Source organism: Stappia stellulata (assembly GCF_020176715.1).
Taxonomy (GTDB): Bacteria; Pseudomonadota; Alphaproteobacteria; order Rhizobiales; family Stappiaceae; genus Stappia.
In genome coordinates this window covers 292,014-318,848 of the sequence record NZ_JAIVMF010000003.1, presented here as the reverse complement: position 1 = coordinate 318,848, position 26,835 = coordinate 292,014, and the positions used below count along the sequence as shown (strand labels likewise).

The 26,835-nt window shown below is 65.5% G+C and carries 21 protein-coding genes; 15 read left to right on the top strand and 6 right to left on the bottom strand.

Going from position 1 to position 26,835, the window contains the following annotated elements; genetic code table 11:
* Positions 1 to 260 precede the first annotated feature (260 nt).
* The 4 genes from ugpB (at position 261) to LC092_RS06180 (ending at position 4,494) form a co-directional block, all read left to right on the top strand.
* Positions 261 to 1,580, top strand: a complete 1,320-nt coding sequence (gene ugpB, locus LC092_RS06195) for a sn-glycerol-3-phosphate ABC transporter substrate-binding protein UgpB (RefSeq protein ID WP_224805568.1) — start codon at positions 261 to 263, stop codon at positions 1,578 to 1,580.
* A 128-nt stretch (positions 1,581 to 1,708) separates the two neighbouring features.
* Entirely contained in the window at positions 1,709 to 2,590 is an 882-nt protein-coding gene (gene ugpA / locus LC092_RS06190) for a sn-glycerol-3-phosphate ABC transporter permease UgpA (RefSeq protein WP_224805567.1), read from the top strand.
* Positions 2,591 to 2,598: 8 nt separating this feature from the next.
* Positions 2,599 to 3,435 carry a sn-glycerol-3-phosphate ABC transporter permease UgpE gene (gene ugpE, locus LC092_RS06185; RefSeq protein ID WP_224805615.1) on the top strand — a complete coding sequence of 279 codons (837 nt, stop codon included), beginning with the start codon at positions 2,599 to 2,601 and terminating at the stop codon, positions 3,433 to 3,435.
* Positions 3,436 to 3,441: 6 nt separating this feature from the next.
* On the top strand, positions 3,442 to 4,494 hold the full coding sequence (locus LC092_RS06180; protein WP_224805566.1) for a sn-glycerol-3-phosphate import ATP-binding protein UgpC: 1,053 nt from the start codon (positions 3,442 to 3,444) through the stop codon (positions 4,492 to 4,494).
* A gap of 280 nt (positions 4,495 to 4,774) precedes the next feature.
* Here the strand turns inward: LC092_RS06180 and LC092_RS06175 are convergent, their stop codons facing one another.
* A complete protein-coding gene (locus LC092_RS06175; protein WP_224805565.1) occupies positions 4,775 to 5,896 on the bottom strand; it encodes a M20 family metallopeptidase in 1,122 nt (373 codons plus the stop codon).
* A 362-nt stretch (positions 5,897 to 6,258) separates the two neighbouring features.
* On the opposite strand from LC092_RS06175, the gene LC092_RS06170 reads away from it, so the two are divergent.
* The 3 genes from LC092_RS06170 to LC092_RS06160 all read left to right on the top strand — a co-directional run bounded on the left by LC092_RS06170 (position 6,259) and on the right by LC092_RS06160 (position 9,811).
* On the top strand, positions 6,259 to 6,951 hold the full coding sequence (locus LC092_RS06170; RefSeq protein WP_224805564.1) for a glutathione S-transferase family protein: 693 nt from the start codon (positions 6,259 to 6,261) through the stop codon (positions 6,949 to 6,951).
* A gap of 207 nt (positions 6,952 to 7,158) precedes the next feature.
* Complete coding sequence (ndk, locus tag LC092_RS06165) at positions 7,159 to 7,581, top strand: nucleoside-diphosphate kinase (protein WP_224805563.1); 423 nt, start codon at positions 7,159 to 7,161, stop codon at positions 7,579 to 7,581.
* A 148-nt stretch (positions 7,582 to 7,729) separates the two neighbouring features.
* Positions 7,730 to 9,811, top strand: a complete 2,082-nt coding sequence (locus tag LC092_RS06160; RefSeq protein ID WP_224805562.1) for a molybdopterin-dependent oxidoreductase — start codon at positions 7,730 to 7,732, stop codon at positions 9,809 to 9,811.
* Positions 9,812 to 9,818: 7 nt separating this feature from the next.
* Here the strand turns inward: LC092_RS06160 and LC092_RS06155 are convergent, their stop codons facing one another.
* A complete protein-coding gene (locus tag LC092_RS06155; protein ID WP_224805561.1) occupies positions 9,819 to 10,562 on the bottom strand; it encodes a glutathione S-transferase family protein in 744 nt (247 codons plus the stop codon).
* A 90-nt stretch (positions 10,563 to 10,652) separates the two neighbouring features.
* Here LC092_RS06155 and LC092_RS06150 point away from each other — a divergent pair, with 90 nt between their 5' ends.
* Positions 10,653 to 11,387: a helix-turn-helix transcriptional regulator gene (locus tag LC092_RS06150; protein ID WP_224805560.1), complete on the top strand. Its 735-nt coding sequence runs from the start codon at positions 10,653 to 10,655 to the stop codon at positions 11,385 to 11,387.
* Between the two features lie 8 nt (positions 11,388 to 11,395).
* On the opposite strand, the gene purN is transcribed toward LC092_RS06150, so the two are convergent.
* Both purN and purM read right to left on the bottom strand, forming a co-directional pair.
* Positions 11,396 to 12,061, bottom strand: a complete 666-nt coding sequence (gene purN, locus LC092_RS06145; protein ID WP_224805559.1) for a phosphoribosylglycinamide formyltransferase — start codon at positions 12,059 to 12,061, stop codon at positions 11,396 to 11,398.
* On the bottom strand, positions 12,058 to 13,140 hold the full coding sequence (purM, locus tag LC092_RS06140) for a phosphoribosylformylglycinamidine cyclo-ligase (RefSeq protein ID WP_224805558.1): 1,083 nt from the start codon (positions 13,138 to 13,140) through the stop codon (positions 12,058 to 12,060). Before purM ends, purN begins: the two co-directional genes overlap by 4 nt.
* Positions 13,141 to 13,245: 105 nt before the next feature.
* Here purM and LC092_RS06135 point away from each other — a divergent pair, with 105 nt between their 5' ends.
* The 5 genes from LC092_RS06135 to LC092_RS06115 all read left to right on the top strand — a co-directional run bounded on the left by LC092_RS06135 (position 13,246) and on the right by LC092_RS06115 (position 19,470).
* Positions 13,246 to 13,791 (top strand): CDP-alcohol phosphatidyltransferase family protein, encoded by a 546-nt coding sequence (locus tag LC092_RS06135; RefSeq protein ID WP_224805557.1) that lies wholly within the window; start codon positions 13,246 to 13,248, stop codon positions 13,789 to 13,791.
* A gap of 64 nt (positions 13,792 to 13,855) precedes the next feature.
* Positions 13,856 to 14,944, top strand: a complete 1,089-nt coding sequence (locus LC092_RS06130; protein WP_224805556.1) for an AI-2E family transporter — start codon at positions 13,856 to 13,858, stop codon at positions 14,942 to 14,944.
* Positions 14,928 to 15,620 (top strand): HdaA/DnaA family protein, encoded by a 693-nt coding sequence (locus LC092_RS06125; protein WP_412103529.1) that lies wholly within the window; start codon positions 14,928 to 14,930, stop codon positions 15,618 to 15,620. Before LC092_RS06130 ends, LC092_RS06125 begins: the two co-directional genes overlap by 17 nt.
* Positions 15,621 to 15,719: 99 nt before the next feature.
* Complete coding sequence (locus LC092_RS06120) at positions 15,720 to 17,945, top strand: RNA degradosome polyphosphate kinase (protein WP_224805554.1); 2,226 nt, start codon at positions 15,720 to 15,722, stop codon at positions 17,943 to 17,945.
* Positions 17,938 to 19,470 carry a Ppx/GppA phosphatase family protein gene (locus LC092_RS06115; RefSeq protein ID WP_224805553.1) on the top strand — a complete coding sequence of 511 codons (1,533 nt, stop codon included), beginning with the start codon at positions 17,938 to 17,940 and terminating at the stop codon, positions 19,468 to 19,470. The genes LC092_RS06120 and LC092_RS06115 overlap by 8 nt, the downstream gene beginning before the upstream one ends.
* Before the next feature lie 13 nt (positions 19,471 to 19,483).
* Here the strand turns inward: LC092_RS06115 and rnd are convergent, their stop codons facing one another.
* On the bottom strand, positions 19,484 to 20,710 hold the full coding sequence (gene rnd, locus LC092_RS06110) for a ribonuclease D (protein WP_224805552.1): 1,227 nt from the start codon (positions 20,708 to 20,710) through the stop codon (positions 19,484 to 19,486).
* Between the two features lie 285 nt (positions 20,711 to 20,995).
* On the opposite strand from rnd, the gene aspS reads away from it, so the two are divergent.
* Both aspS and LC092_RS06100 read left to right on the top strand, forming a co-directional pair.
* The gene (gene aspS, locus LC092_RS06105; RefSeq protein ID WP_224805551.1) at positions 20,996 to 22,780 is read left to right on the top strand and encodes an aspartate--tRNA ligase; all 1,785 of its coding nucleotides are present in this window, start codon (positions 20,996 to 20,998) and stop codon (positions 22,778 to 22,780) included.
* A gap of 60 nt (positions 22,781 to 22,840) precedes the next feature.
* On the top strand, positions 22,841 to 24,655 hold the full coding sequence (locus tag LC092_RS06100; RefSeq protein WP_224805550.1) for an ABC transporter ATP-binding protein: 1,815 nt from the start codon (positions 22,841 to 22,843) through the stop codon (positions 24,653 to 24,655).
* Positions 24,656 to 24,757: 102 nt separating this feature from the next.
* Here the strand turns inward: LC092_RS06100 and LC092_RS06095 are convergent, their stop codons facing one another.
* Positions 24,758 to 26,806, bottom strand: a complete 2,049-nt coding sequence (locus LC092_RS06095; RefSeq protein ID WP_224805549.1) for a hypothetical protein — start codon at positions 26,804 to 26,806, stop codon at positions 24,758 to 24,760.
* Positions 26,807 to 26,835: the final 29 nt, after the last annotated feature.

The following is a 26,835-nucleotide window of genomic DNA, read 5'->3' as shown; positions in this document are numbered from 1 at the left end:
TCAAATCCTATCGCCGCCATGCAGCGGTTTCATGACAATCGGGGCGAGGCCGTCGCAATTTGGAAAGACAGTTGGGCACGGATTGCGCTCAGGGCTTGCACCCGTCATGGAACTGTCGCTTAATGTTCATGTGAGCGACATTTATCGTTCATATGAAAACAATACGAAAAGCGGACGTTTCGTTCGGTGTGGCCATCGCGGCCCGCCTGCCGTTCCTCAACCGCACGTCGGGCCAAGGCCCGGCTAAGGGAGCAAACACAATGGCTTATCGCAAGACACTCGCCGGGCTTGTCGCCGCGACGATCCTGGCCGGAAGCACGACGGCGTCCTTCGCCGCGACCGAAATCCAGTGGTGGCATGCCTTCACCGGCCGCCTGGGCGAGCTGCTCGCCGAACAGGTCGAGAAGTTCAACGCCTCGCAGGACAATTATGTCGTCGTGGCGTCGCACAAGGGCAACTACTCCGAGACGCTGAACGCCGGCATCGCCGCCTTCCGCGCCGGCGAGCAGCCGCATATCCTCCAGGTCTTCGAAGTCGGCACGGCGACCATGATGTCCGCCAAGGGCGCCATCGTGCCGGTCTACGAGCTGATGGAAAACACCGGCAAGCCGTTCGATGCGGATGCCTATCTGGCCGCGGTGAAGGGCTATTACACCACGACCGACGGCGAGATGCTGTCGCTGCCGTACAATTCCTCCACGCCGGTGCTCTATGTGAACCGCGACGCACTGGAGGCCGCCGGCCTCGATCCGGACATGGATCTCTCCACCTGGGAGCAGGTCGGCACCGCGCTCGACGCCCTGAAGGAGAACGGCTCGTCCTGTCCGCTGACGACCGCCTGGCAGAGCTGGGTGCATCTGGAGAACCTCTCCGCCTATCACAACGTTCCCTTCGCCACGAAGGAGAACGGCTTTGCCGGCACCGACACTGAGCTTGCCTTCAACGGCCCGGTCCAGGTCGCGCATATCTCCGCGATGGGTGAATGGGCGAAGGACGGAAAGTTCATCTACGCCGGCCGTCGCAACGAGGGTGGTGCACGGTTCCGCTCTGGCGAATGCGCGTTCTTCACCGAATCCTCCGCCGGCTATGCCGGTGTGAAGGCCGAGGCCGAGTTCGCCTTCGACATCCGCGCGCTGCCCTATTGGTCCGGCGTCGAGGGCGCGCCGCAGAACACCATCATCGGCGGTGCGTCGCTGTGGGTGATGAGCGGTCATGAAGACGAGGAATATGCCGGCGTCGCCGAGTTCCTGAACTTCCTGTCCTCCGCCGACATCCAGGCCAACTGGCACCAGAACACCGGCTATCTGCCGATCACCGCGGCTGCCTACGAGCAGACCAAGGCATCGGGCTTCTACACGGAAAACCCGGGCACCGACATCGCCATCATCCAGATGACCGGCAAGGCGCCGACGGGGAACTCCAAGGGCCTGCGTCTCGGCAACTTCGACCAGATCCGCGGCATCATCGACGAAGAGCTGGAAGCCGTGTGGGCCGGCGACAAGGACGCCAAGACCGCCCTCGACAGCGCCGTCGAGCGTGGCAACCAGCTTCTGCGCCGCTTCGAGCAGGCCAACCGCTGACGCTGTCTGCCGCCGGTGGTGTCACCGGCGGCACCGCAGTCTGACCCTTGCGGGTGGTCTGGAGAAACTCCGGGCCACCCGCACAGCTGTTCCAGTTCCCCAGAACCGCCGAAACGGTACCTCGCCAGATGCAAAAACGCGTCGTCTTCAACAACCGGCTGCTGCCCTATCTGCTGCTCGCGCCGCAGATCGTGGTCACCATGCTGTTCTTCTTCTGGCCGGCGGGTCAGGCGATCTATCAGTCGGCCTTCATTCCCGATCCCTTCGGACTGAGCTCGCAGTTCGTCGGCTGGGGCAATTTCGAGTTCCTGCTGAGCGATCCCTATTATCTCGCGTCCTTTAAAACGACGGTAGTGTTCTCCACGCTGGTGACGGTCACCTCCATGGGCGCTGCGCTCTGGCTTGCGGTGATGGCCGACCGGGTGATCAAGGGGTCCAGCGCCTACAAGACGTTGCTCGTCTGGCCCTATGCGGTCGCACCCGCGGTCGCCGGCGTGTTGTGGCTCTTCATGTTCAATCCGAATGTCGGGCTCGTCGCCTGGTACCTGGGGGCGGCCGGCTACGACTGGAACCACGTCCTCAACGACGGCGAGGCGATGGGGCTTGTCGTCGCGGCCTCCTCCTGGCGCCAGATCAGCTACAATTTCCTGTTCTTCCTCGCGGGCCTCCAGGCGATCCCGAAAAGCGTGATCGAGGCGGCGGCCATCGACGGGGCGAGCTTCGCGCGCCGGTTCTGGACCATCGTGTTTCCGCTGCTGTCGCCGACGACCTTCTTCCTGCTCGTCGTCAACATCGTCTACGCCTTCTTCGAGACCTTCGGCGTGATCCACACGATCACGGCGGGCGGGCCGCAGCAGGCGACGACGATCCTTGTCTACAAGGTGTTTTCGGACGGCTTTGTCGGGCAGGACCTCGGCTCCTCCGCCGCGCAGTCGGTGATCCTGCTCGTGCTCGTCGGGCTGCTCACGGTCGTGCAGTTCCGCTATATCGAACGCAAGGTGCACTACTGATGAGCGGAATGGTCGAAAAACGCGGGCTCGGAACTTGGGCGACCCATATCGGACTGCTGATCGGCATCGCGATCATCTGCTTCCCGATCTACATGGCCTTCGTCGCGTCCACGGTGACGCAGCCGGAAATCGCTCGGCCGCCGATGCCGCTGCTGCCGGGGTCGCATTTCATCGAGAACTACACCGCGGCGCTGACCCAGGGCATCAACGCCCCGGTCTGGCAGATGCTGCTGAACTCCAGCATCATGGCGATGGGCATCGCGGTGGGGAAGATCGTGATTTCGATCATCTCCGCCTATGCCATCGTCTATTTCCGCTTCCCGTTCCGCATGATGTTCTTCTGGCTCATCTTCCTGACGCTGATGTTGCCGGTGGAAGTGCGCATCGTGCCGACCTATGAGGTCGTTGCCGGCTTCGGGATGCTGAATTCCTACACGGGCCTGATCCTGCCGCTGGTCGCCTCGGCAACGGCGACCTTCCTGTTCCGGCAATTCTTTCTCACCGTTCCCGACGAACTGGCGGAAGCCGCGCGCGTCGACGGGGCCGGGCCGATCCGCTTCTTCCTCGACATCCTGCTGCCGATGTCGCGGACCAATATCGCCGCGCTTTTCGTGATCCTCTTCATCTACGGATGGAACCAGTACCTCTGGCCGCTGCTGATCACCACCAAGCCGGAGATGAACACCATCGTGATGGGCATCAAGCAGATGTTTCCCTCCGGCGACGACATCGCCGACTGGCCCGTCATCATGGCGACCACGCTGATGGCCATGCTGCCGCCCGTGGCCGTCGTCGTCTTCATGCAGAGGCTGTTCGTGAAGGGCCTCGTGGAAAGCGAGAAATAGGATCCGATGGCGCAAATCGCGTTTTCAAACGTCCGCAAGTCCTACGGGACGACCGAGGTCATCCACGGGGTCGATGCCGAGATCGCCGATGGCGAGCTGATCGTCATCGTCGGCCCGTCGGGCTGCGGCAAGTCCACGCTGCTGCGCATGGTGGCCGGGCTCGAGACGATCACCTCCGGCGAGATCTCCATCGGCGGGCGCGTGGTCAACACCCTGGAACCGCGCGAACGCGACATCGCCATGGTGTTCCAGAACTACGCGCTCTATCCGCATATGAGCGTCTACGACAACATGGCCTACGGGCTGAAGATCGCCGGCGTGCCCAAGGCGGAGATTGCCGAGCGCGTCGAGGCGGCGGCCAAGATCCTGGAAATCGGCGAGTATCTCACCCGCAAGCCGCGCCAGCTCTCCGGCGGCCAGCGCCAGCGCGTCGCCATGGGGCGCGCCATCGTGCGCGAGCCGGCCGTCTTCCTGTTCGACGAGCCGCTGTCCAACCTCGACGCCAAGCTCAGGGTGCAGATGCGGGTCGAGATCAAGACGCTGCAGCGCCGCCTCGGGGTCACGTCGCTCTATGTCACGCACGATCAGGTCGAGGCCATGACCATGGCCGACCGGATCATCGTGATGAACGGCGGCGTCGCCGAGCAGGTCGGTTCGCCGCTCGACGTCTATCGCACCCCGGCCTCGACCTTCGTCGGCGGCTTCATCGGCTCCCCGCCGATGAACTTCCTCTCTGTCGAGCGGCTGCGCGAGAGCGGGCTGCTCGGCCAGATCGGAACGAAGAACGCCCCGCCCGAAGCCGCCGTGACCGTCGGCGTGCGTCCGGAGCATCTGGCGTTCTGCGGCGAGGCTGAGGCGGTGATGACCGGCGAGTTGGTGATCGCCGAGGCGCTCGGGGCCGAAACGCTCGCGCATGTGCGCCTGATCGACGGCGAGACCATGATCGTGCGCGTCGAGGGATCCGCGCAGGCGCCGGAAACGGGCGCGCGCGTGCACATCACCTGCGCGGCGCCGGACCTGCATTTCTTCGGCGCCGACGGCAAGCGGATTGCGGACTGAAGTCTTTCGGGATCTTCTGTGAAATCAGGGCGCCCGGCGCTTGCCGGGTGTTCGTCAGGCTGATGGCGAAGGATACGAATGCTCTCCCGCGTCATACCGGGCAAGCGCCAGCGCGACCCGGTATCGGAGAGCCTAAAACCTATCTTTTTTAAGGAGTTGCGAGCCGCGAGGCCGTACCTCTCCGATCCCGGGTCTCCGCTCACGCTGCGCCCGGGATGACACCTTTTCGAGCTGTGTCATCAGCCACTGCCGGGCGCAGAGCGCGCCCGGCTTTTTCGTGTCACGTCAGCGTTTCGATCAGGCGCTTCATCAGCCGCATGCGTGGTTCCAGCGACGAGATGAAGATGCGTTCTTTCAGCGTGTGCACATCGTCGCCGTCCGGGCCGAGGCCGTCCAGCGTCGCGACGTGCGATGCGATGAAGTTGCCGTCCGATCCACCGCCAGTGGTCTCGCCGATCAGTTCGAAGCCGATCTCCGCCGCCAGTTCCGCCGCATGGTCGAACAGTGCCTTGCTCGCCGCCGACTGTTCGAAGGGCGGGCGGTTCATACCGCCGGTGATCGTCAGCTTCGTGTCGGGCGTCTTCGGTGTCAGCCCCTTGATCTTCGCGACCATCTCCTCGGCCGCCTCAGCCGTCGGTACGCGCAGGTCGATTTCCGCGCTGGCATGCTGGGGCACCACATTGGTGCCCGTGCCGCCGGTGATCTGGCCGACGTTCACGGTGATTTCGCGGTCGTAATCGGTCATCGCCTCAAGCGCGATGATCTGATGCGCAAGCTCGGTGACGGCGCTGCGCCCCTGCCAGTGGCGCGCGCCGGCGTGCGACGGACGTCCCTCGACCTTGAGCGTGAAGCGGCCGACGCCCTTGCGCGCGGTGACGACATGGCCGCCGTTGCGGGCAGGCTCCGTCACCAGCGCGTATTTTGCCCATTTCCCCTGTTCCTCGATCAGCGCGCGCGAGGTCGGGCTGCCGACTTCTTCGTCGGAGGTGTAGAGGATGCGCACGGGCAGGGGCGGGGTGATGCCGGATTCGGCGACCGCGCGCAGGGCGGCCAGCGCATTGTAGGCACCACCCTTCATGTCGCAGATGCCGGGGCCATAGGCCTCGTCGCCCTCGATGCGGATCGGAAGGTCCGCCTCGATGGTGCCTTTCGGGTGGACGGTGTCGAGATGGCTCATCAGCAGGACGCCGGGCGTCTCGCGGTCGCCCCAGGGCGAATAAACGATCAGATGATCGCCATGACCGTCCCGGCCCGGAATGCGCTCGCTGGTCGCGCCGAAGGCGGCGGCCTGCGCGACGACAAGGTCCATCAGGCTGTTGAGGCCGGCCGTGTCCGGGGTATGCGTCTCGATGCGCACCCAGTCGAGCAGGCCATTCAGCAGCGTGTCGGTCGTCGAAGTCATGGAGATCCTCTTCGGGCGTGCGGACCCTTTCGACTTGCGCGGAATTGTCGAGTCGCGCGAAGGGGTTGGTCCGGGTTTTTCATGTGAAGGCGACGGGCCGCATCGGTCCGTTTCGCCGAAAGCGAGGGGTCAATTGATAGCGCGTCCGGCGTTTGGCTGCGAGCAAAACCTGCGCGTTCTCAGTGTCGTGGGGCTGAGCGTTGGCAAAATGATTCCGCGCGTTCACAAAGTGAGTCAATGCGTCCGTCCCGCGATACCGACCGTGTCGGGCGGTCCCGGGAGTGCTATTTCGCGATTGGATCCTCGCGGTGCCGCGGCTAGGGTCCGCTCCACGAAAACCCATCATGACCGGGGAGGTCGCCTTGACCCGAATTCTCTACGAGCTGTGCGGAACGGATACCTCGCGGCCCTTCAGCCCGTTTTGCTGGCGCAGCAGAATGGCGCTTCTGCACAAGGGGCTGGAGTTCGAGACCGCGCCGCGCCCCTTCACCGAGATCGCCGCGATCGCTCCCGATGCCGGCAAGACGGTGCCGTTGCTCGTCGATGGCGCGCGCACGATTTGCGACAGCTGGGCCATCGCGGAATATCTCGAGGACACCTATCCCGACCAGCCGAGCCTGTTCGGCGGCGCGGGCGGACGGGCGGCGGCGAAGTTCATCGACAGTTGGGCCAACGCCTCGGTGAGCGCCTTGATCGTGCGGCTGATCGTCAAGGACATCCACGACATTCTGGCGCCTGCCGATCAGGCCTATTTCCGCAAAACGCGGGAAAGCCGGTTCGGGCAGACGCTGGAAGAGGTGCAACGCGACCGCGAGGCGCGGGTGGCGGAAGTCGCAAAGGCGCTGATGCCGATGAACATCATGCTGCGGTCGCAGCCGTTCATCGGCGGCAACACTCCGCTTTACGGCGACTACAGCCTGTTCGGAACCCTGCAGTGGGCCCGCGTCAGCAGCCCGCTGACGCTTTTGGAGGCGGATACGCCGGTGGCCGAATGGTTCGAGCGCTGCCTCGATCTCTTCAACGGTGCGGCGCGCAAGACACCGGCCGCCGGGTAACCGGGAAACCGGCCTTTCCGGGGGTGTCATTCGGGTGCGGGCGCAGCCATGCGAACCCTTGGGAAATGCTCGCGTGGTCCGGCCTTGCGGCGGCCGATTTCCCCGGCTATACGACTGCGGCATCCGAAAACACGGATACGGAAATTCAATCGGCTGGCGGACCCGCGAGACGGGCTGCCGGCGTCAACAACACAGGATCTGAACACGATGGCGATCGAGCGTACCTTTTCGATGATCAAGCCCGACGCAACGCGTCGCAACCTCACCGGCGCGATTACCGCAATGCTGGAAGAAGCCGGCCTGCGCGTCGTCGCTTCCAAGCGGGTGTGGATGTCGCAGCGTGAGGCCGAGGGCTTCTACGCGGTGCACAAGGAGCGTCCGTTCTTCGGCGAGCTCGTCGAGTTCATGTCCTCCGCGCCGACCGTCGTTCAGGTGCTGGAAGGCGAGAACGCCATTGCCAAGAACCGCGAAGTGATGGGCGCGACCAACCCGGCCGATGCGGCCGAGGGTACGATCCGCAAGTCCTACGCGCTGTCGATCGGCGAGAACTCCGTGCATGGTTCGGATGCGCCCGAGACGGCTGCCCAGGAGATCGCCTACTGGTTCTCCGAGACCGAGATCGTCGGCTGAGGCTAGCCTCTTGTCGATTTGACCTGCGTCAGGACCGGCCAATTGGCCGGTCCTTTCGTTTGTGCGAGACGCGAGCGCGCTTGACAGGTCGGCGTGCGACAGAAACCCTGCAGTCCCGTCTTCCCGGCAACCGGAACAGTCCGATCCCATGAACGCTCCCGTCCTCAAGGCCTCCGCCTGTCCGCACGACTGCCCCTCGACCTGCGCGCTCGAAGTGGAGTTGCTGCAGGACGGCATGATCGGGCGGGTGCGCGGCGCGCGCGACAACGCCTATACCGCCGGCGTGATCTGCGCCAAGGTCGCGCGCTATGCGGAGCGGCTCTATCACCCCGACCGGCTGACGAAGCCCTTGCGCCGGGTCGGCGCCAAGGGCGAGGGGCGGTTCGAGGAGATCTCCTGGGACGAGGCGCTCGACGCCGTGGCGGAGGCGTTTCTGAAAGCGGAAGCCGAGCACGGCGCGGAAAGCGTCTGGCCCTATCACTACGCCGGCACGATGGGGCTGGTGCAGCGCGACAGCATCCACCGGCTGCGCCACGCCAAGGGCTATTCGCTCCAGTTCGACACGATCTGCACCAATATGGCCTGGACCGGCTATATCGCCGGCACGGGCAAGCTTGCCGGTCCCGATCCGCGCGAGATGGCCGTCTCCGATCAGGTGGTGATCTGGGGCACCAACCCGGTTTCGACCCAGGTCAACGTGATGACCCACGCGGTGACCGCCCGCAAGACGCGCGGCGCGAAGATCATCGCGGTCGACGTCTATCCGACGCAGACGGTGAGGCAGGCTGACCTCGGGCTTGTCCTGAAGCCCGGAACGGATGCGGCGCTTGCCTGCGCCGCGATGCATGTGCTGTTCCGCGACGGCCATGCCGACCGCGCCTATCTGGAGCGCTTCACCGACTGCCCGGCGGAGCTGGAGGCGCATGTCGCCACCCGCACGCCGGAGTGGGCGTCGGCGATCACCGGGCTATCGGTCGAGGAAATCGAGACCTTCGCGCGCATGGTCGGCGAGACGAAGCGGACCTACTTCCGCCTCGGCTACGGTTTCACCCGCTCGCGCAACGGTGCGGTCTCCATGCATGCGGCCTCCTGCATCGCGGCGGTGACCGGCGCCTGGCAGCTTGAGGGCGGCGGAGCGTTTCACAACAACGGCGCGATCTACACGCTCGACAAGTCGATGATCGAGGCGAGCGACTTGCGCGATTCCTCTGTGCGCCAACTCGACCAGAGCCAGATCGGTCGGGTGCTGACCGGCGACCCTGAGGCACTGCGCGGCGGGCCGCCGGTGCATGCCATGCTGATCCAGAACACCAATCCCGTCTCGGTCGCACCCGAGCAGGAACTGGTGAAACAGGGGTTCGCCCGCGAGGATCTTTTCGTCTGCGTGCATGAGCAGTTCATGACGGAAACGGCGCAAATGGCTGATATCGTCCTGCCGGCCACGCAGTTTCTGGAACATGACGACATCTACAAGGGCGGCGGGCACCAGTATCTGATGCTGGGGGCAAAGCTCGTCGAGGGCCCCGGCGAGACGCGCGAAAACCTCGTCGTGCTGAACGACCTGGCGCGCAGGCTTGGCGCGAAGGACCACCCGGGCTTTTCGATGAGCGCGCGCGAGCATATCGACTGGATGCTGAAGGCATCGAATTTCGGCTCGCTGGAGGAAATCGAGCGCGACCGCTGGGTCGACTGCCAGCCGGAGTTCGAGACCGCGCACTACCTCAAGGGCTTCGCCTGGCCGGACGGCAAGTTCCGCTTCCGTCCCGAGTGGCCGACCGTGCCTGCGCCGAACAACGGGCCGATGGGTCCCTGGACGGAGATGCCGGCGCTTCCAGATTTCTGGCCCGTGGTCGAGGCGTCGGACGCGGTCCACCCGTTCCGCCTGGTGACCGCACCGGCACGGTCCTTCCTGAATTCGACCTTCAACGAGACGGCTGGGTCGCGCGACAAGGAAGGCCGGCCGGACCTGATGATGCGGCCCGAGGATGCGGCACCGCTCGGGCTTCGGGACGGCGATGCGATCCGCATCGGCAACGCGCGCGGCGCGGTCTTGCTGCATCTGCGCGTGACCGAGGGGCTGAAGCCCGGCGTGGTGATCGCGGAAGGCATCTGGCCGAACGAGGCCTATCCCGACCGCAAGGGCATCAACACGCTCACCGGCGCGGACGCGGTCGCGCCTTACGGCGGCGCCGCGTTCCACGATATCGCGGTGTGGGTGCGTAAGGCCTAAAGCAGCCTCAGGCGGCCGCGGCCTCCGCCAGATGTGCGGGAAGCATCGCGCGCGGTCCGAACACCTCGCGCTCGATGCGCACGACATAGTCCGCGAAGGCGGGGATCGCCTGGGCATGATGCGTCAGGGGCGTGTCGATGCGGCTTGTCAGCATGTTGATCAGCAGTCCCGCGAGGAAGGCGTCGACGCTTGTCGGGCGATCTCCCATGAAGAAGGGCTTGTCGTCGAGAAAGGTTGCGATGGCGTCGAGGTCCTTGCAGCCGAAGGCGTAGATCTCTTCCGGTGCATGCCGCCCGATCCCCTGCATGTGAAGCGACTGGCGCACCTGTTCGCGCACCTCGAGGAAAACGGACCGGCGCGCGGCTTCCGGCACGTCGGAAAAGGCGGCGGCAACGATCTCGTCCTCGCCGGCGGGGTCGACCCAGCGGGCGTAAACCATCGTCCAACGCAGGTGCTCCTCGGCCATACGGCGGAAGGCTTCCGCCATGGCTCGCTCGAGATCCGTCAGTTGCGCATCAATGGCAAGGCCGTGATGCTGTTCCAGATGGCGCTGGATCAGGGAACTGTCGGGAATGACGAGATCGCCGTCCCTGAGCACGGGCACCTTGCCATGGGGCAGCAGCGAGAGATCGGCGACCGCTTCCTTGCGATAGTCGCAGCCGCAGAGCGCCAGAAGCGCTTCGGCCTTGTAGACAAAGGGGGACAGGCTGCGGATTTCGGCCCGCACCGGAAAATCGAGAAGTTCAAGCATCGAAAGTACCTCCGTTTGTTGTCACGACGGTGCTTGTAGCAAGGCGCTGCTGACAGCATATTGTCAGCATGTGAGACGGGAGAAACAGCGATGCGCAGGGCAGACAGACTGCTGCAGATCATCCAGGTGATGCGCCGGGCGCGCGGGCCGGTGAGCGGCGGCGCCATTGCCAGCGAACTGGAGGTGTCGCTGCGCACTGTCTACCGCGACATCGTCGCGTTGCAGGCCTCCGGCGTGCCGGTGCGGGGCGAAGCCGGCATCGGCTATGTGCTTGAGGATGGCTACGACCTGCCGCCGCTGATGTTCAACGCGGAGGAACTGGAGATCGTCATGCTCGGCCTGCGCATGGCGGAGGGGCGGGGCGATGCGGCAATCGTTCGCACCGCGCGCGACGCGGTGGCCAAGATCGCCAGCGTGCTGCCGGGTGGATTGCGCGACGGCTTTCTCGATGCGCCGCTTTATGCACCGCCGCCGGGCGTTCTGCCGGCCGACCGGATCGAACTCGTTCGCCTGCGCGAGGCGTTGCGCTCGGGATACAAGGTCGAGATCCTGTATCAGGTTCCCGGACGCGCGCCGGAGCGCCGGGTGATCTGGCCGATTGTTCTGGCGTTCTTCGAGCGCGCCCGCGTGCTGGCGGCCTGGTGCGAGCTGAGAAACGATTTTCGCAATTTCCGGACCGATCGCATGCTGGAAATGATCGTGCTTGAGGCCCGCCCGCCGCGCGGGCGCAAGCGTCTCTACGCCGAGTGGCAGGCCGCTCTCATGGCGGAGCCGGACTGCCGGCCGCTGGATCACGCGGAAACCGAGGTTCAGGCGGCGGAATAGCGCGTGTCTCAGCCGGCCGGCACGATCAGCGCCGCCGGGAAGAGGGTGGCGGCAGAGGTGGCGCGCACGCGCATTCCGTCGATCTCATAGGCGCCGGATGCCACAAGCTTCAACGCCTGCGGATAGATCGCATGTTCGACCTCAAGCACCCGTGCGCCGAGCATCTCGGGCGTGTCGTCGTCGCCGACCGCGACGGCGCCTTGCGCGATCACCGGGCCGGTGTCCATCTCCGAGCGCACGAAATGCACCGTGGCGCCGTGGATCTTGCAGCCCTCAGCAAGCGCACGGGCGTGGGTGTCGAGACCCTTGAAGGCCGGCAGCAGCGCCGGATGGATGTTGATCAGCCGGTCGTTCCAGCGGTCCACGAACCACGGCGTGAGAATGCGCATGAAGCCGGCGAGGCAGACGAGCTCGATGTCGCGGGCCCGCAATTCGGCGTCCAGACGCTCCTCGAACGCCTGACGCCCGCCCGCGCCGCGATGATCGACCGTGAGCGCCTCGACGCCGGCTTCCGCTGCCTTGTCCAGCGCCGGTGCGCCGGGAACATTGGCGATCACCACGTCGATGCGGGCCGGAAAGGCCGGATCGGCAGCGGCCGCGAGCAGGGCCGTCATGTTGGAACCGCGCCCGGAGACCAGAATGGCCGTGCGGCGGCGCGTGGAGGTCTTGCTCAAAGTGCCAGGGCCCCGTCGAAGATCACGGCGTCGCCCCCGGCGGCGCGGGGCTCGAGCGTGCCGATGCGACTGACCGTCTCGCCTTCGGCGCGAAGCACCTCGGCGACCGCCTCGGCGGTGTCGGCAGAGACGGCGACGACCATGCCGACGCCGCAGTTGAAGGTGCGCAGCATTTCCGACTGGGCGACGCCGCCGGTCGATGCGAGCCAGCCGAAGACGGGCGGCACGGAGAGGGCGGTGAGGTCGATGCGCGCGGCAAGCGTGTCGGGCAGCACACGGGGCAGGTTTTCCGGCAGGCCGCCGCCGGTGATATGCGCCAGCGCCTTGATGCCCGGGCCGGCCTTCAGGGCGGCAAGCAGCGGCTTCACGTAAATCCGCGTCGGCGTCATCAGCGCTGCGCCGAGGCTCGTGCCGGGCGCAAAGGGCGCATTGGCGCTCCAGTCGAGGCCGGAGCGCTCGACGATCTTGCGCACCAGCGAATAGCCGTTGGAGTGGACGCCGGAGGACCCGAGCGCAAGAAGCACGTCGCCGGCAGCGGCATCGCCGCGCGGCAGCAGGTTGCCGCGTTCGGCAGCACCCACCGCGAAACCGGCGAGGTCATAGTCCTTGTCGCCATACATGCCGGGCATTTCGGCGGTCTCGCCGCCGATCAGCGCGCAGCCCGCGCGGCGGCAGCCTTCGGCGATACCCGCGACCACGGCGGCGGCGGTCTCGATGTCGAGCGCGCCGCAGGCGTAATAGTCGAGGAAGAACAAGGGCTCCGCGCCCTGGACGACCAGATCGTTGACGCACATCGCCACGAGATCGATGCCGACCGTGTCGTGCTGCGCGCTGTCGATAGCAATCTTGAGTTTGGTGCCGACGCCGTCGTTCGCGGCGACGAGCACGGGATCGGTGAAGCCGGCCGCCTTGAGGTCGAACACGCCGCCGAAGCCGCCGATCTCTCCGTCCGCGCCGGGGCGGGCGGTTGCCTTCACAAGGGGCTTGATCCGCTTGACGAGGGCGTTGCCCGCATCGATATCCACACCTGCATCGGCGTAGCTCAGGCCGTTGCCACCCGAGGGGCTTGCCTCGCTCATGCTATTGTCTCCGAAACCCTGATCAGGGCGCGCATACAAACACAGAAAGTCGCGAATGCAAGAAAAACCCGGGTGCCTGTTCACAAGCTCCGTCGAGGGCCGACGGTGACATTGCCCAATCTCATCACGATTGCCCGTCTGCTCGGGGTTCCGGTCGTCGTCTGGCTGATCGCGGACGGCTTCTTCGCGGCTGCGTTCTGGCTGTTCGTGCTGTCCGGCATTTCCGACGGGATTGACGGCTACATCGCCCGGCGGTTCGACATGCAAAGCGAGCTTGGCGCCTATCTCGATCCGATTGCCGACAAGGCGCTGATGGTCGCGGTGTATCTGTCGCTGCTCTTTGCCGGCCTGATGCCCTTGTGGCTGGTGATCGCGGTGACGGCGCGCGACCTGCTTATCGTCGGGGCGGTCAACCTGTCGTGGATCATGGGCCGGCCGGTCGAGATCCGGCCGTTTTTCATCAGCAAGGCGACCACCGTCTTTCAGATCGTCACCGCCGCGACCCTGCTCGGCAAGGCGGCCTACGGGGTTCGTGTGGTCTGGCTGGAAAACGGCATGATCGTCGCCACCGCCATCTTGACGCTGCTGTCTGCGGCTGCCTATCTGCTGGCTTGGCTCCGCCACATGGCGGCGGCGGATCGCGCATCCTGACCGCCGCGGGCCGACGCATCGTGACGCACCGCCGCTAGACCCGGCGAAGACGGGACGAACCATCTTGACCTTGAAACGGCAAATCTACTTTTGGCTCGGCTCCTTCGCGGCATTCGCCGCGTTCGTCTATCTTTTCAGCCCCATCCTGCTGCCGTTCGTCGCCGGCATGGCGCTTGCCTATCTGCTCGATCCGATCGCCGACCGGCTCGAGCGCCTCGGCCTGCACCGGCTCGCCGCGACCATCGCCATTCTTGCGGTCTTCGTGATCGCCTTCGTGCTCACCCTGCTGCTTCTGTTGCCGGTTCTCGGCAATCAGCTCTCCGCGTTCCTGTCCGAGCTTCCCAAGCTCGTCGGTGCCTTGCAGACGCTGATGACGGAAAACCTCGGCCAGCGCGTCTTCGAAGTGCTCGGGATCGGAAGTGACGAACTGAAATCGAACGTCGGCGGATTGCTCGGCGAGGGCGCCGGCTGGATCGCAGGGGTTGCCAAGTCGCTGTGGAACGGCGGGCAGGCGCTGCTTTCGGTGCTGTCGCTCTTCGTGGTGACGCCGGTGGTCGCCTTCTATCTGCTGCTCGACTGGGACCATATGGTCGAGCGGGTCGACGGATGGCTGCCGCGCCAGCATCGCGACACCATCGAGCGGCTGGCCAAGGAGATGGACACGGCCGTTGCGGGTTTCCTGCGGGGGCAGCTCAGCGTCTGCATCCTGCTCGGCGCCTTCTATGCCATCGGCCTTGCCGCCGTGGGGCTGAACTTCGGGCTGCTGATCGGGATCGGCGCCGGCCTTGTCAGCTTCATTCCCTACGTCGGTGCGACGCTCGGCCTCGTGGTGTCGCTGGGGGTGGCGCTGGTGCAGTTCTGGCCGGACTGGGTGATGATCGGCGCTGTGCTCGTCGTCTTCGCCATCGGCCAGTTCCTGGAGGGCAACGTCCTGCAGCCGAAGCTTGTCGGCAAGACGGTCGGCCTGCATCCCGTCTGGCTGATGTTCGCGCTTTTCGCCTTCGGTTACCTCTTCGGTTTCGTCGGCATGCTGATCGCGGTGCCGGCGGCGGCGATGATCGGTGTGCTGGCGCGGTTTGTGCTCTCTCAGTATCTGGCGAGTTCGCTTTATTCCGGTCCGGGGCACGCGCGGGCGGATGAGCACCATGATTGATCGCAGCGGGCACGCCGATGGCCAGTTGCCCCTGGTGCTTCCGCATCAGGCGGCACAGGGACGCGACGATTTTCTCATCGGCGCCTCGAACGAGGCGGCCTTCGGCCTGATCGATGCCTGGCCCGCCTGGCCGGCACCGGTAACGCTGCTTGCCGGACCGGTCGGCTCGGGCAAGAGCCATCTGACGCAAATCTGGCTTTCCGAAAGCGGCGGCGCGCTCGTCGAGGCACCGCAACTGGCGAGCGCCGACATGGAAGCGCTCGTGGCTCCGGGCGCGGTGGCCGTCGAGGATGCCCATCGCGGCTTCGATGAGACGGCGCTCTTTCACCTGCTCAACCTTGCGCGCGACCGGGGCGCGGCGGTGCTGATCACGTCGCGCACCTGGCCCGTGAGCTGGGGGCTGAAATTGCCGGATCTCGCATCGCGATTGCGTGCGGCGACGCCGGTGGAAATCCTCGAGCCCGACGACGGGCTGTTGCGGCAGGTGCTGGTCAAGCTGTTCTCGGATCGGCAGATCGATATTGATCCGACGGTCGTTGACTATCTGGTGGTGCGCATGGAACGCTCGGTGGCGGCGGCACAGGCGCTGGTCGAGGCCCTTGACCGGGCGTCGCTCGCCGCCGGGCGCAGGATCACGCGGCCGCTTGCCGCGCGCATCCTCGCAGCCGCAGGATAAGCTTTGCCGGGTGATGTAAAACCGTCAAACCGGTCGGATAGGATGCGCGGCGACGCGGGTTCCCAGGCGGGACGCGCCGCAGCGCAACAGGAGAGAGCCATGAACGACAGCAGCGCGACCCAACCGGCGTCTGATACCAAGACGGCCGCCGCGCCGGCCGGCGCCGATCCGCGCGGGTCCGATGCGGCCGAGGCTCTGGCCGGCCATCCCAGCCGGTTCATCAATCGCGAGCTCTCCTGGCTGCAATTCAATCGACGGGTCTTGGAAGAGGCGGAAAACACCTCTCATCCGCTGCTGGAGCGCCTGCGGTTCCTGTCGATCTCGGCCAACAACCTCGACGAGTTCTTCATGGTGCGGGTCGCGGGTCTGCGCGCCCAGATGCGCGAGGGCGTCTCGACCCGGTCGATCGACGGGCTGACGCCGGCGGAGCAGCTTGAGCGTGTGTCGACGGCCGGGCTCGATCTTCAGGCCGAGCAACAGGACGTCTGGCGCGAGATGCGCAAGCTGCTGGCCGCGGAAGGGGTTGCGATCGTCGAGGGCGCGGATCTCTCGGCCTCCGACATGGTCTGGCTCGAGGAACACTTCCTCGCCCATATCTTTCCCGTGCTGACGCCGCTGGCGATCGACCCGGCGCATCCCTTTCCCTTCATCGCCAACCTAGGCTTCTCGCTGGCGCTCGAGCTTGCGCCGGAAAAGGGCGGTCGCGGCATGACCGCGCTCTTGCGCATACCCGCCCAGGTGGAGCGGTTCGTGCGGCTGCCGGAGATCGACGGGGAGGCGGGCGCCCGCTTCATCACCATCGAGAATGCCGTCGGGCTGTTCATCACGCGGTTGTTCCCCGGCTATGAGATCCGGGGGAAGGGCGCGTTTCGCGTCGTGCGCGATTCCGATCTGGAGATCGAGGAAGAGGCGGAGGATCTGGTGCGCCTCTTCGAGAGCGCGCTGAAACGTCGCCGTCGCGGGTCGGTGATCCGTCTCGAGATCGAGGACACGACCCCCGCGTCCCTGAGCGAGTTCGTGGCCGAGGCGCTGGATGTGGAGCCGGAGCAGAATTTCCGGGTCGACGGGCTGCTTGCCTTGAACAATCTCTCGCAGCTTGTCTCCATCGATCGCGACGACCTGAAGTTCGAACCCTTCACGCCGCGGTTCCCCGAGCGCATCCGCGAGCACGGCGGCGACTGCCTCGCGGCGATCCAGCAAAAGGACATCATCGTCCACCACCCGTATGAATCCTTCGACGTCGTGGTGCAGTACCTGCGCCAGGCGGCGCAGGACCCGGATGTGGTCGCCATCAAGCAGACGCTCTATCGCACCTCCAACAATTCGCCGATCGTCAAGGCGCTGGCCGAGGCGGCGGAAGCGGGGAAATCCGTCACGGCGCTGGTGGAACTCAAGGCGCGCTTCGACGAGGAGGCCAACATCCGCTGGGCGCGGGACCTGGAGCGCGCCGGCGTGCAGGTCGTCTTCGGCTTTCTGGAACTCAAGACGCACGCCAAACTGTCGATGGTGATCCGGCGCGAGCACGGCGAGCTGCGCACCTACTGTCACATGGGCACGGGCAACTATCATCCGATCACCGCGCGGATCTACACGGATCTGTCCTATTTCACCGCGGACCCGGAGATCGGCCGCGAGGCGGCAAAGATCTTCAACTACATCACCGGCTATGCCGAGCCGGTCGAGCTGAAGCACATGATGGTGTCGCCGGTCACGCTGCGCCAGAAGATGACGGCGCTGATCGCGGCGGAAGCCGAACATGCCAAGGCCGGCCGGCCGGCGCAGATCTGGATGAAGATGAACTCGCTGGTCGATCCCGGCATCATCGACGCGCTCTACGAGGCGAGCCAGGCCGGCGTGCAGATCGACCTTGTGATCCGGGGGATCTGCTGTCTGCGTCCGGGCATTCCGGGGCTGTCGGACAACATCCGCGCCAAGTCGATTGTCGGCCGCTTCCTGGAGCACAGCCGGATTTTCTGCTTCGGCAACGGCCACGGGCTTCCCTCGCCGCAGGCGGTGGTCTATATCGGCTCGGCGGACCTGATGCCGCGCAACATCGACAGGCGCGTGGAAACGCTCGCTCCGCTCCTGTCGCCAACCGTCCACGAACAGGTGCTCGATCAGATCATGGTCGCCAACTTGAAGGACAACCAGCAAAGCTGGCGTCTTCTCGCCGACGGGGGGCATGAACGCGTCAGGCTGTCGCGAGGAGAAAAGCGCTTCAACGCGCATCAGTACTTCATGACAAATCCATCGCTTTCCGGTCGCGGCAAGTCGCTGCGCAGCCACAGCCCGAAATCCTTCACGGAGCCGAAGGCGCGTGGGTGATGCTCCGCATACGGACATCGTACGCGGGCGGCTGAACGGCAGCGGGCCCGTGGCCGTCATCGATATCGGCTCGAACTCGATCCGCCTGGTCGTCTACGAACGCCACGCCCGCACGCCGACGGTTCTCTTCAACGAAAAGGTCCTGGCGGGGCTTGGACGCGGCGTCGGCGCGACGGGACGACTGGCCGACAAGTCGGTCGACATGGCCGTGCGCGCGCTGGCCCGGTTCCGCAAGCTCTGCGACCAGATCGGCGTCATCGACGTGTTCATCATGGCGACGGCGGCAACGCGGGACGCGGAAAACGGTGCAGCGTTCATCGAGACCGTGGAGCGCATCTGCCGCACCCATGTGCGCCTCCTGTCCGGCCGGGACGAGGCACGCCTGGCCGCACTTGGCATCGTCTCGGGCATGTGGCGGCCCGATGGCATCGTCGGCGACCTTGGCGGCGGCAGCCTTGAACTGGTCGAGTTGAACAACGAGGAAATCGGCCGGGGCCAGACCCTGCCGCTCGGGGGGATTCGGCTGCAGGAAGAGGCCGACGGAAAAACCGCCAAGGCCCAGAAAATCGCGGAGCAGGCGCTGGAGGGCGTCGACTGGCTGCCGATTGGGGCTGGGAAGCCGTTTTATGCCGTTGGCGGCACATGGCGCTCGCTGGCGCGGCTGCATCTCTTCCAGAACGGCTATCCGCTGCATGTGATGCACGACTATACGATCCCGGCCGAGGAGGCAATCGAGTTCTGCCAGCTTGTTGCACGCCGCGACCCGGAAAGCCTGAGCATGATCGACGTTGTGTCGCGCGCCCGCCGCCAGTTGCTGCCCTTCGGCGCGGTGGTGATGGAGCGCGTGCTGAGGCGCTCCAAGGCCGAAAGCGTCGTCATGTCCGCGCTCGGACTTCGCGAAGGGCTGCTCTACGATCTTTTGCCCGAAGAGGTGAAACATCAGGATCCCCTGATCGAGGCGGCGCGGGAACTTTCCACCCTGCGCGCCCGGTCCCCGGCTTATTCCGAGGAACTCGTTGCCTGGACCGACAAGGTGTTTCCCGCCGTCGGGATCGACGAGACCGAATACGAGCGGAGGCTCAGGGCGGCCGGCTGCCTGTTGTCGGATATCGGCTGGCGCGCGCATCCCGATTATCGCGGCGAACAGAGCCTCAACATCATTTCCAACGCCGGCTTCGTGGGGATCGATCACGCGGGGCGCGCCTATCTGGCGCTTTCCGCCTTCTATCGCCATCAGGGACTGGTGGAGGATGCGCTGGGCCCGAGGATCCGCGAGTTGGCGCACACACGGCTGAAGGACCGCGCCCGCATTCTCGGCGGCGCCCTGCGTCTTGCCTCGGTGGTGAGCGCATCTGTTGCCGGGATCCTGCCCCGGGTCGATGTGACGGTGGTGGACGGCGAAATGGTTGTCGCGCTGCCGGCCGACTACGAGGCTTTGGACGGCGAGCGGCTGCGCAAACGCGCCACGCAATTCGCACGGCTGTTGGGACTGAAAGCGCGCGTGCAGGTGAACGGCGCCGCCTGAGCGGCGCGCCTGCTCAATCCGCCGTCTCGGCAGTTTTCTGACGCGACTTGCGCTTGCGCGACGGCTTCTGCTTTTCCATCTGGATCGGCTCCGCCTGGTCGACGGCGACAATGCGCTTGCCGTTGAAGGCAAGGGCGACTTCGCCACGCTTCAGCTTCAAGGCCGCTTCGCCGAAAAGCTCCCGGCGCCAGCCCTTCATGGCTGCAACGTCGGCATCGTCGCTGGCCGCGATCTTTTCCAGATCCTCGACGGTCGCGATCACCTTGGCGGCAACGCCCTGGGCCTCGCTGATGAGTTTCAGGAGCACCTTCAGCAGATCGACGGCCGCGGCCGACCCGTCGGGCGCCATGCGGCCCTTGGGTACCTGCGGAAGCTCGTCCTTGGGGATGGCGAGCGCACGCTTGACGGCACCGAGAATGTCTTCCGCCGTCCGCGAGCGCTCGAAGCCGCGCGGGATCGTGCGCAGCGCGGCCAGCGCCTGGGTGTTTACCGGCTGCTGCGCGGCGACCTCATAGATCGCGTCGTCCTTGATCACCCGGTTGCGCGGAACGTTGCGGCTGTGCGCCTCGCGCTCGCGCCAGGCGGCGACTTCCTGCAGGACGGCGAACTCGATCGGCTTGCGCACCCGGAGCTTGAGGCGCTTCCAGGCATTTTCCGGCTCGCTGCGATAGGTGCTTTCGGAGGTGAGCACCTCCATCTCGTCGCCGACCCAATGGGTGCGGCCCTGTTCGGCGAGATTGGCCTTGAGGAACAGATAGACGTCGCGCAGATGGGTGACGTCGGCGAGCGCATAGTCGAGCTGCTTGTCGCTCAACGGGCGCCGCGACCAGTCGGTGAAGCGCGAGGACTTGTCGATCCGCACGGCGGTGACCCGGTGCACGAGCTGGTCGTAGGAAATCGAATCGCCGAAGCCGCAGACCATGGCCGCCACCTGGGTGTCGAACACGGGGTGGGGAATGAACCCTCCGAGGTGATAGACGATCTCGATGTCCTGGCGGGCGGCGTGGAAGACCTTCACCACCGTCTCGTCCCGCATCAGCTCGAAAAACGGCGCGAGGTCCAGCTCGTCGGAGAGCGCGTCGACGATCACCGCCTCATCCGGGCTTGCCAGCTGGATGACGCAGAGCTTCGGCCAAAACGTCGTTTCACGGAGAAACTCCGTGTCGACGGTGACGAAGTCGTGTTGCGCGAGACGCCGGCAAATGTCGGCGAGTTCTGAGGTCTTGGTTACAATATGCATGGCGACCGCGACGTATATCGCAAGCTTGTCCGCTTGTCGCCACGAAACCGCCGCGAATGCGTCATCAATGCCATCGTGCTGCGCGGGCGCCACGCCCGATGGTGCGATTCCGGCCGCCGCCCATGCCGGCGCGGTGCAGCAGCCCCGGGCTGTCGCCCGCCAAACCGGGCACGCACCTTGACTTTGTCGTGCTGGCGTGGCTTGTGCACGGCGCGTCGGGGCACCTTGAACCGTGAAGGGGCAGGGCAGCCGATTCCATCGAAAAGCCGGGCCATTGAGGACGAAATGCATCGCTATCGCAGCCACACGTGCGGAGCTCTCCGCGAAGCCAACGTCGGTGAGGGCGCACGCCTGTCGGGTTGGGTCCATCGTGTGCGCGATCATGGCGGCCTGCTGTTCATCGATCTGCGCGACCATTTCGGCATCACGCAATGCGTGGTCGATCCCGATTCCGACGCTTTCAAGCTGGCCGAGACGGTGCGCGCCGAATGGTGCATCCGCATCGACGGCGAGGTGAAGCGTCGCTCCGAGGAGACCACCAACGAAAACCTGCCGACCGGTGCCATCGAGATCTTCATCCGCGAGCTCGAAGTCCTGGGCGCGGCGCGCGAGCTGCCGCTGCCGGTCTTTGCGGAGCCGGAGTATCCCGAAGACATCCGCCTGACCTACCGGTTCCTCGACCTGCGCCGGGAAACGCTGCATTCCAACATCATGACGCGGTCGAAGATCATCGCGTCAATGCGCCGGCGCATGGAAGGCTCGGGCTTTGCGGAGTTCCAGACGCCGATCCTGACGGCCTCCTCGCCGGAGGGCGCACGCGACTTCCTGGTGCCGTCGCGCATTCATCCGGGCAAGTTCTACGCGCTGCCGCAGGCGCCGCAGCAGTTCAAGCAGCTGCTGATGGTCTCCGGCTTCGACCGCTATTTCCAGATCGCGCCGTGTTTCCGCGACGAGGATCCGCGCGCCGACCGCCTGCCTGGCGAATTCTACCAGCTCGACGTGGAGATGAGCTTCGTCGAACAGGAAGACGTCTTCCAGGCGATGGAGCCGGTGATCCGCGGCGTCTTCGAGGAATTCGCCGACGGTCAGCCGGTCACCGAGGTGTTCCCGCGCATTCCCTATGCCGAGGCGATCCGCAAATACGGCAGCGACAAGCCGGATCTGCGCAATCCCATCGAAATGCAGGACGTGAGCCCGCATTTCGCCGGCTCCGGCTTCAAGATCTTCGCGCGGATGCTGGAAGACGAGAAGAATGCCGTCTGGGCGATCCCGGCAAAGACCGGCGGCAGCCGGGCCTTCTGCGACCGGATGAACTCCTGGGCGCAGGGCGAGGGCCAGCCGGGTCTCGGCTATATCTTCTGGCGCGAGGAAGACGGCGCGATCGCCGGCGCCGGGCCGCTGGCCAAGAACATAGGACCGGAGCGTACCGAGGCGATCCGCGTGCAGCTCGGCCTCGAGGCCGGCGACGCCGCCTTCTTCGTCGCGGGCGATCCGAAGAAATTCGCCGATTTCGCCGGCAAGGCACGGACCAAGGCGGGCGAGGATCTCGACCTCGTCGACCGCGACCGCTTCGCGCTTGCCTGGATCGTCGATTTCCCGATGTACGAATGGGACGAGGACGAGAAGAAGGTCGACTTCTCGCACAACCCCTTCTCGATGCCGCAGGGCGGTCTTGACGGGCTGGAGAACACGGACCCGCTCGAACTCAATGCCTGGCAGTACGACATCGTCTGCAACGGCTTCGAGATCGCCTCGGGCGCCATCCGCAATCACAAGCCGGAAATCATGAAGCGGGCCTTCCAGATCGCCGGATACGACGAGGCGATCCTGGAAGAGCGCTTCGGCGGCATGTACCGGGCGTTCCAGTATGGCGCGCCCCCGCATGGCGGCATGGCAGCCGGCATCGACCGGATCGTGATGCTTCTGGTCGGCGCCAAGAACCTGCGCGAGGTCACGCTGTTCCCGATGAACCAGCAGGCGCAGGACCTGTTGATGGGCGCGCCCTCGGATGTCTTCCCGCGCCAGTTGCGCGACCTCCATATCCGTCTCAATCTGCCAGAAAGCGAATAAGCCTGTCCGCGCGCCGCGGTGGCGCGCGGATCGGTCCGGGCAGCAGCGATCGGATCTCAAGTGCTGAAACGGCTCGACACCTGGTTGTTTTCCGATGTGGACGGCGCGCTCTTCGTGTTGCGGCGCCTGCTGTCGGAGAACGCGCGCGCCTATGCCGGGCGCTATGCGCTTGCCTTTGCGATGATGGCCATCGTCGCGGCCTGTACCGCGGCGAGCGCCTGGATCATGAAGGACATGATCAACCAGGTCTTCCTGGAACGCGACGGGCGGATGGTCTGGGTGATCGCCGGGTTCGTGCTGGTGATTTTCACGGTGAAGGGCGCGGCCGCCTATGGCCAGCTCGTCATTCTCGGGCAGATCGGCAACGCCATCGTCGCCTCGACCCAGTCGCGGCTGTTTCGCGCGATCACCAGGCAGGACCTCGGCTTCTTTGAAGGCTCCGGCATCGGCGATCTCGGTACGCGGCTGTCCCACAACGCAACGGCGGCGCGCGCCGCACTCGATCTCGTCGTCACGGCGCTGGGGCGCGATCTTTTGACCGTCATCGCGCTCGTCGGCGTGATGATCGCCCAGGACCCGTTGATGAGCCTGATCGCGCTGGTGATCATGCCGCCCGCGATCCTGCTGATCGCCGGTCTGGTGCGGCGGGTGCGGCGGGTGGCGAAGACGCAATTCGTTTCCATGACGCGGATCCTCTCGGTCGCCCAGCAGGCGATCTCGGGCATTCGCGTGGTGAAGGCCTTTGCGGTCGAGGAGCGGCTGCGTCAGGAAATGGATGTCGCCGTCGCCGACGTGGAGAAACAGGCGAACAAGATGACGCGCCTGTCGGCCCGGACCTCGCCCGTGATGGAGACGCTTGGCGGCATCGCCATCGCATTGGTCATTCTCTACGGCGGCTATGCGGTGATCGAGCTTGGCAGCGATCCGGGCGGCTTTTTCGCCTTCATCACGGCGCTGCTTCTCGCCTATGACCCGGCGCGTCGTCTCGCCCGGCTGAACGTCAATCTGTCCGGCCACATCGTCGGCGTGCGCCTGATGTACGAGATCCTAGATCGTGTGCCGGCGTCGAACGAGGAAGAGGGCACCCACGCGCTGACGATTTCCGACGGGCATGTCCGCTTCGAGAATGTCGACTTCCGCTATGGCGACGCCCCGGCGCTGAACGGGCTGGCGTTCGAGGCCCGCCCCGGCGAGGTGACCGCTCTGGTCGGCCCCTCGGGCGCCGGAAAGTCGACCGTCTTCGCGCTGCTTGAGCGCTTCTATGACCCTCTGTCCGGGCGGATCACCATCGACGGGCAGGACCTCAGGGAGGCGTCGGTCGCCGGTCTGAGATCCCAGATCGCGCTTGTTTCCCAGGACACGTTCCTGTTCGACCTCACGGTGCGCGAGAACATCGCCATCGGACGACCCGGCGCCAGCGAGGCGGAGATCCGCGAGGCCGCACGCCAGGCCAATGCCGACGGTTTCATCGAGGAGCTTGAGGCCGGCTACGACACGCGCGTCGGCGAGGGCGGCAGCCGCCTGTCCGGCGGACAGCGCCAAAGGGTCGCGATTGCCCGCGCGATCCTGCGCGACGCGCCGCTGCTGCTTCTGGACGAAGCCACATCCGCGCTCGATTCGGAATCGGAGGCAAAGATCCAGGCGGCACTGTCTCGCCTGATGAAGGGGCGCACCACGCTCGTCATCGCGCATCGCCTCGCGACGGTGCGCGAAGCCGCCCAGATCATCGTCATGGACAAGGGGCGGGTGCTGGAAGCGGGAACGCATGCCGCGCTGCTTGCCAAGGGCGGCCTCTACAAGCGGCTGTGCGACCTGCAGTTCGCCGATTTCGATGCTGAAGACGCGGCGAACCCGGCTGCCGCCGACACCGACTAGATTGTGCTTTCGGACTGGAATTAAATAGGGCCGGTCAGCTTGCTGACCGGCCCTTTTTGCTTTGGTCACGTTGCCGCGCATCGCGGCCGCGCGGCTTCAACGTCAGGGGTTTGCCGCGACCGCTGCATTGAGGAGGCCGGGGAGCATCGACGGCGTCGTCGCGACAAGGCCGAGGATCTGCATCGCCGGCACGGGCGCTTTCGGCTCGACCGTGACGATGAGATGGTCGGGCTTCACCAGAAATGCCTTCATGGCCCCATGCAGGCTTTGCCCGAACGGGGTGTCGCGCAGCGGGCCGAGGGCGCTTGCACCCTGGTCCGCCAGTGCCAGTGCCAGCGTCTCCGGCGACAGGTCGGCCGCTGCTGCCTGTTCGGCGATAAAGGCGGAGACGAGGTTCGCATCGCGGATTTCCACCCGTGCGCTGTTGATCGTGGCGGTGGCGATGGCCGCCTGCGCCTGCTGCGGATTTTCGAAGACGATGCGCGGAATTCCGCCGATCTCGATCGACATGTCGATGGACCCGCCGCCATCGATTTCCATCCGCATCGGGTCGAGTGTCAATGTCTTGTCGTCCGCGTCCCAGCGCAGGCGCATCTCGTCGTCATAGCGGATCGCGGTCAGGCCAAGCGCCTCGAAGAGCTGCCGCGCTTCCTCTTCCTCGATCACCGAGACCGGAAGCTCAAGGCCTTCGGTCCGCAACTCGATGTCGGTCGGGATCGGCGCTATGAAGTCGCGCATCGACAGGCGGAAGCGGTCCAGCGCGATCGGACCGGAAAGCGCATCCGTGGCCACCTTCACGTCCTCGATCTCCATCCGCCCGAGCATGGGCATGACGGCCAGGATCTCGGTCAATGTCGGCTCGCGAAGCTGGGACGCCAGTCCGAAGTCGAGGAAGGAGACCAGCGGCGGCAGGTCGAAATCGGTGATACGGAAGCGCCCGAGGTCGACGGCGGTGTTCTGCTCCACCGCCCGCACGGACAGGCCCGAAAGCGTGAAATCTCCAACGCCGCCATAGGAGGCGTCTCGCAAGGACATGCCGTCCAGGGACGTGGTCACTTCGTCGGCGTTGGCGGCAATCCCTCCGATATCCACTTTGGCGACGGTGACGCTTTCCAGCGACGTCAGTGCCTGTCGCCCGAGGGCAACCAGATCGTCTTCCGCGTAGGTTTCGGAGAATGTGCCGAGCAGGGCCTGGTCGAGCAGGGGGAAGATATCGAAGGGCTGCGCATCGGCGTCGATTTCGAAGCCATCCGCCGATGCCTTGCTGATCGCGGCGGTGAAAAACGGCGTGGAGACGCGGAGATCGTTGAATTCGCTGTGGTCGAGGATGCGCTCGCCCACCGCCTGATCGGCGGGGAGGACGCCGAGAAGCCTGAGCACGGGCTTGATGTCCATGCCGGTGGAAATGCTCTCGCCATACTCCTGGCGCACGGAGAAGGGCTCGCCGGCATCGTCCGCCTCGACCCTGGTTTCGGAGAGCGACTTGCCGACCCGGTATTCCTCCAGCCGGCCGTCAGCAAGGCCGGTCATGGTGATGCGTTCCTGACGTTCCGTGCCGCGCCCGCCGTCGGGCATTTGCGTGGTCGCTTCGATGGCGCGTACGGAAATGCTGTCGGCGCTGTTGCGCAGGCCCGAGCGGATCAGCGGAATGAAGCGGGAGGCGGGCTTCTCGGGGGCTTCCTCGAGCGTCCAGTAAGCCTGGTACATGTTTTCCGCGACGAGATCGTACTGGCGAACGGTCAGGTCAAGCGGCTGCTGCTTTCCGTCCTCGGTGATCGTCCCGGTCAGGCGGATCTCATGAACACCGGGTTGCTCGAACCGCTCGAAGGCGACGCCGTCCCCGTCGCTGCTCGCACCGAACAAGCGCGTTTCGGGCGAATCAAAGGAAAGCTCTGCCTCGATCCTCTGATCGAAGATCTCGAAATCGAATTTCCAGGCAAGCCTTGCGCCGCGCAGGATGGCCTCGTTCGGGCCCGTCTCCGTGAGGCTTTCGTAATCGGCCACGGTCGTGCCGGTCGCGCGGGCCCATGCGAAGAAATCCTCGACCGCATCGACGGCGGGATTGGCAAGGGCGGTCGCGGCGGGGGCGCAGAGGACGAAGGTCAGGACGGCGGCGCCGGTTCTGGCGGCAGTGGCGAGACGCGATGTCATTGTCAAAACCCGTTGTTCATCGGAGGGCA

Coding starts and splice junctions, on each gene's coding strand:
- ndk (WP_224805563.1), top strand. CDS start 7,159: ATGGCGATCGAGCGTACCTTTTCGATGATCAAGCCCGACGCAACGCGT.
- rnd (WP_224805552.1), bottom strand. CDS start 20,710: ATGCATATTGTAACCAAGACCTCAGAACTCGCCGACATTTGCCGGCGT.
- purM (WP_224805558.1), bottom strand. CDS start 13,140: ATGAGCGAGGCAAGCCCCTCGGGTGGCAACGGCCTGAGCTACGCCGAT.
- aspS (WP_224805551.1), top strand. CDS start 20,996: ATGCATCGCTATCGCAGCCACACGTGCGGAGCTCTCCGCGAAGCCAAC.
- LC092_RS06125 (WP_412103529.1), top strand. CDS start 14,928: ATGAGCACCATGATTGATCGCAGCGGGCACGCCGATGGCCAGTTGCCC.
- LC092_RS06160 (WP_224805562.1), top strand. CDS start 7,730: ATGAACGCTCCCGTCCTCAAGGCCTCCGCCTGTCCGCACGACTGCCCC.
- ugpE (WP_224805615.1), top strand. CDS start 2,599: ATGGTCGAAAAACGCGGGCTCGGAACTTGGGCGACCCATATCGGACTG.
- LC092_RS06095 (WP_224805549.1), bottom strand. CDS start 26,806: ATGACATCGCGTCTCGCCACTGCCGCCAGAACCGGCGCCGCCGTCCTG.
- LC092_RS06175 (WP_224805565.1), bottom strand. CDS start 5,896: ATGACTTCGACGACCGACACGCTGCTGAATGGCCTGCTCGACTGGGTG.
- LC092_RS06180 (WP_224805566.1), top strand. CDS start 3,442: ATGGCGCAAATCGCGTTTTCAAACGTCCGCAAGTCCTACGGGACGACC.
- ugpA (WP_224805567.1), top strand. CDS start 1,709: ATGCAAAAACGCGTCGTCTTCAACAACCGGCTGCTGCCCTATCTGCTG.
- LC092_RS06150 (WP_224805560.1), top strand. CDS start 10,653: ATGCGCAGGGCAGACAGACTGCTGCAGATCATCCAGGTGATGCGCCGG.
- ugpB (WP_224805568.1), top strand. CDS start 261: ATGGCTTATCGCAAGACACTCGCCGGGCTTGTCGCCGCGACGATCCTG.
- LC092_RS06120 (WP_224805554.1), top strand. CDS start 15,720: ATGAACGACAGCAGCGCGACCCAACCGGCGTCTGATACCAAGACGGCC.
- LC092_RS06155 (WP_224805561.1), bottom strand. CDS start 10,562: ATGCTTGAACTTCTCGATTTTCCGGTGCGGGCCGAAATCCGCAGCCTG.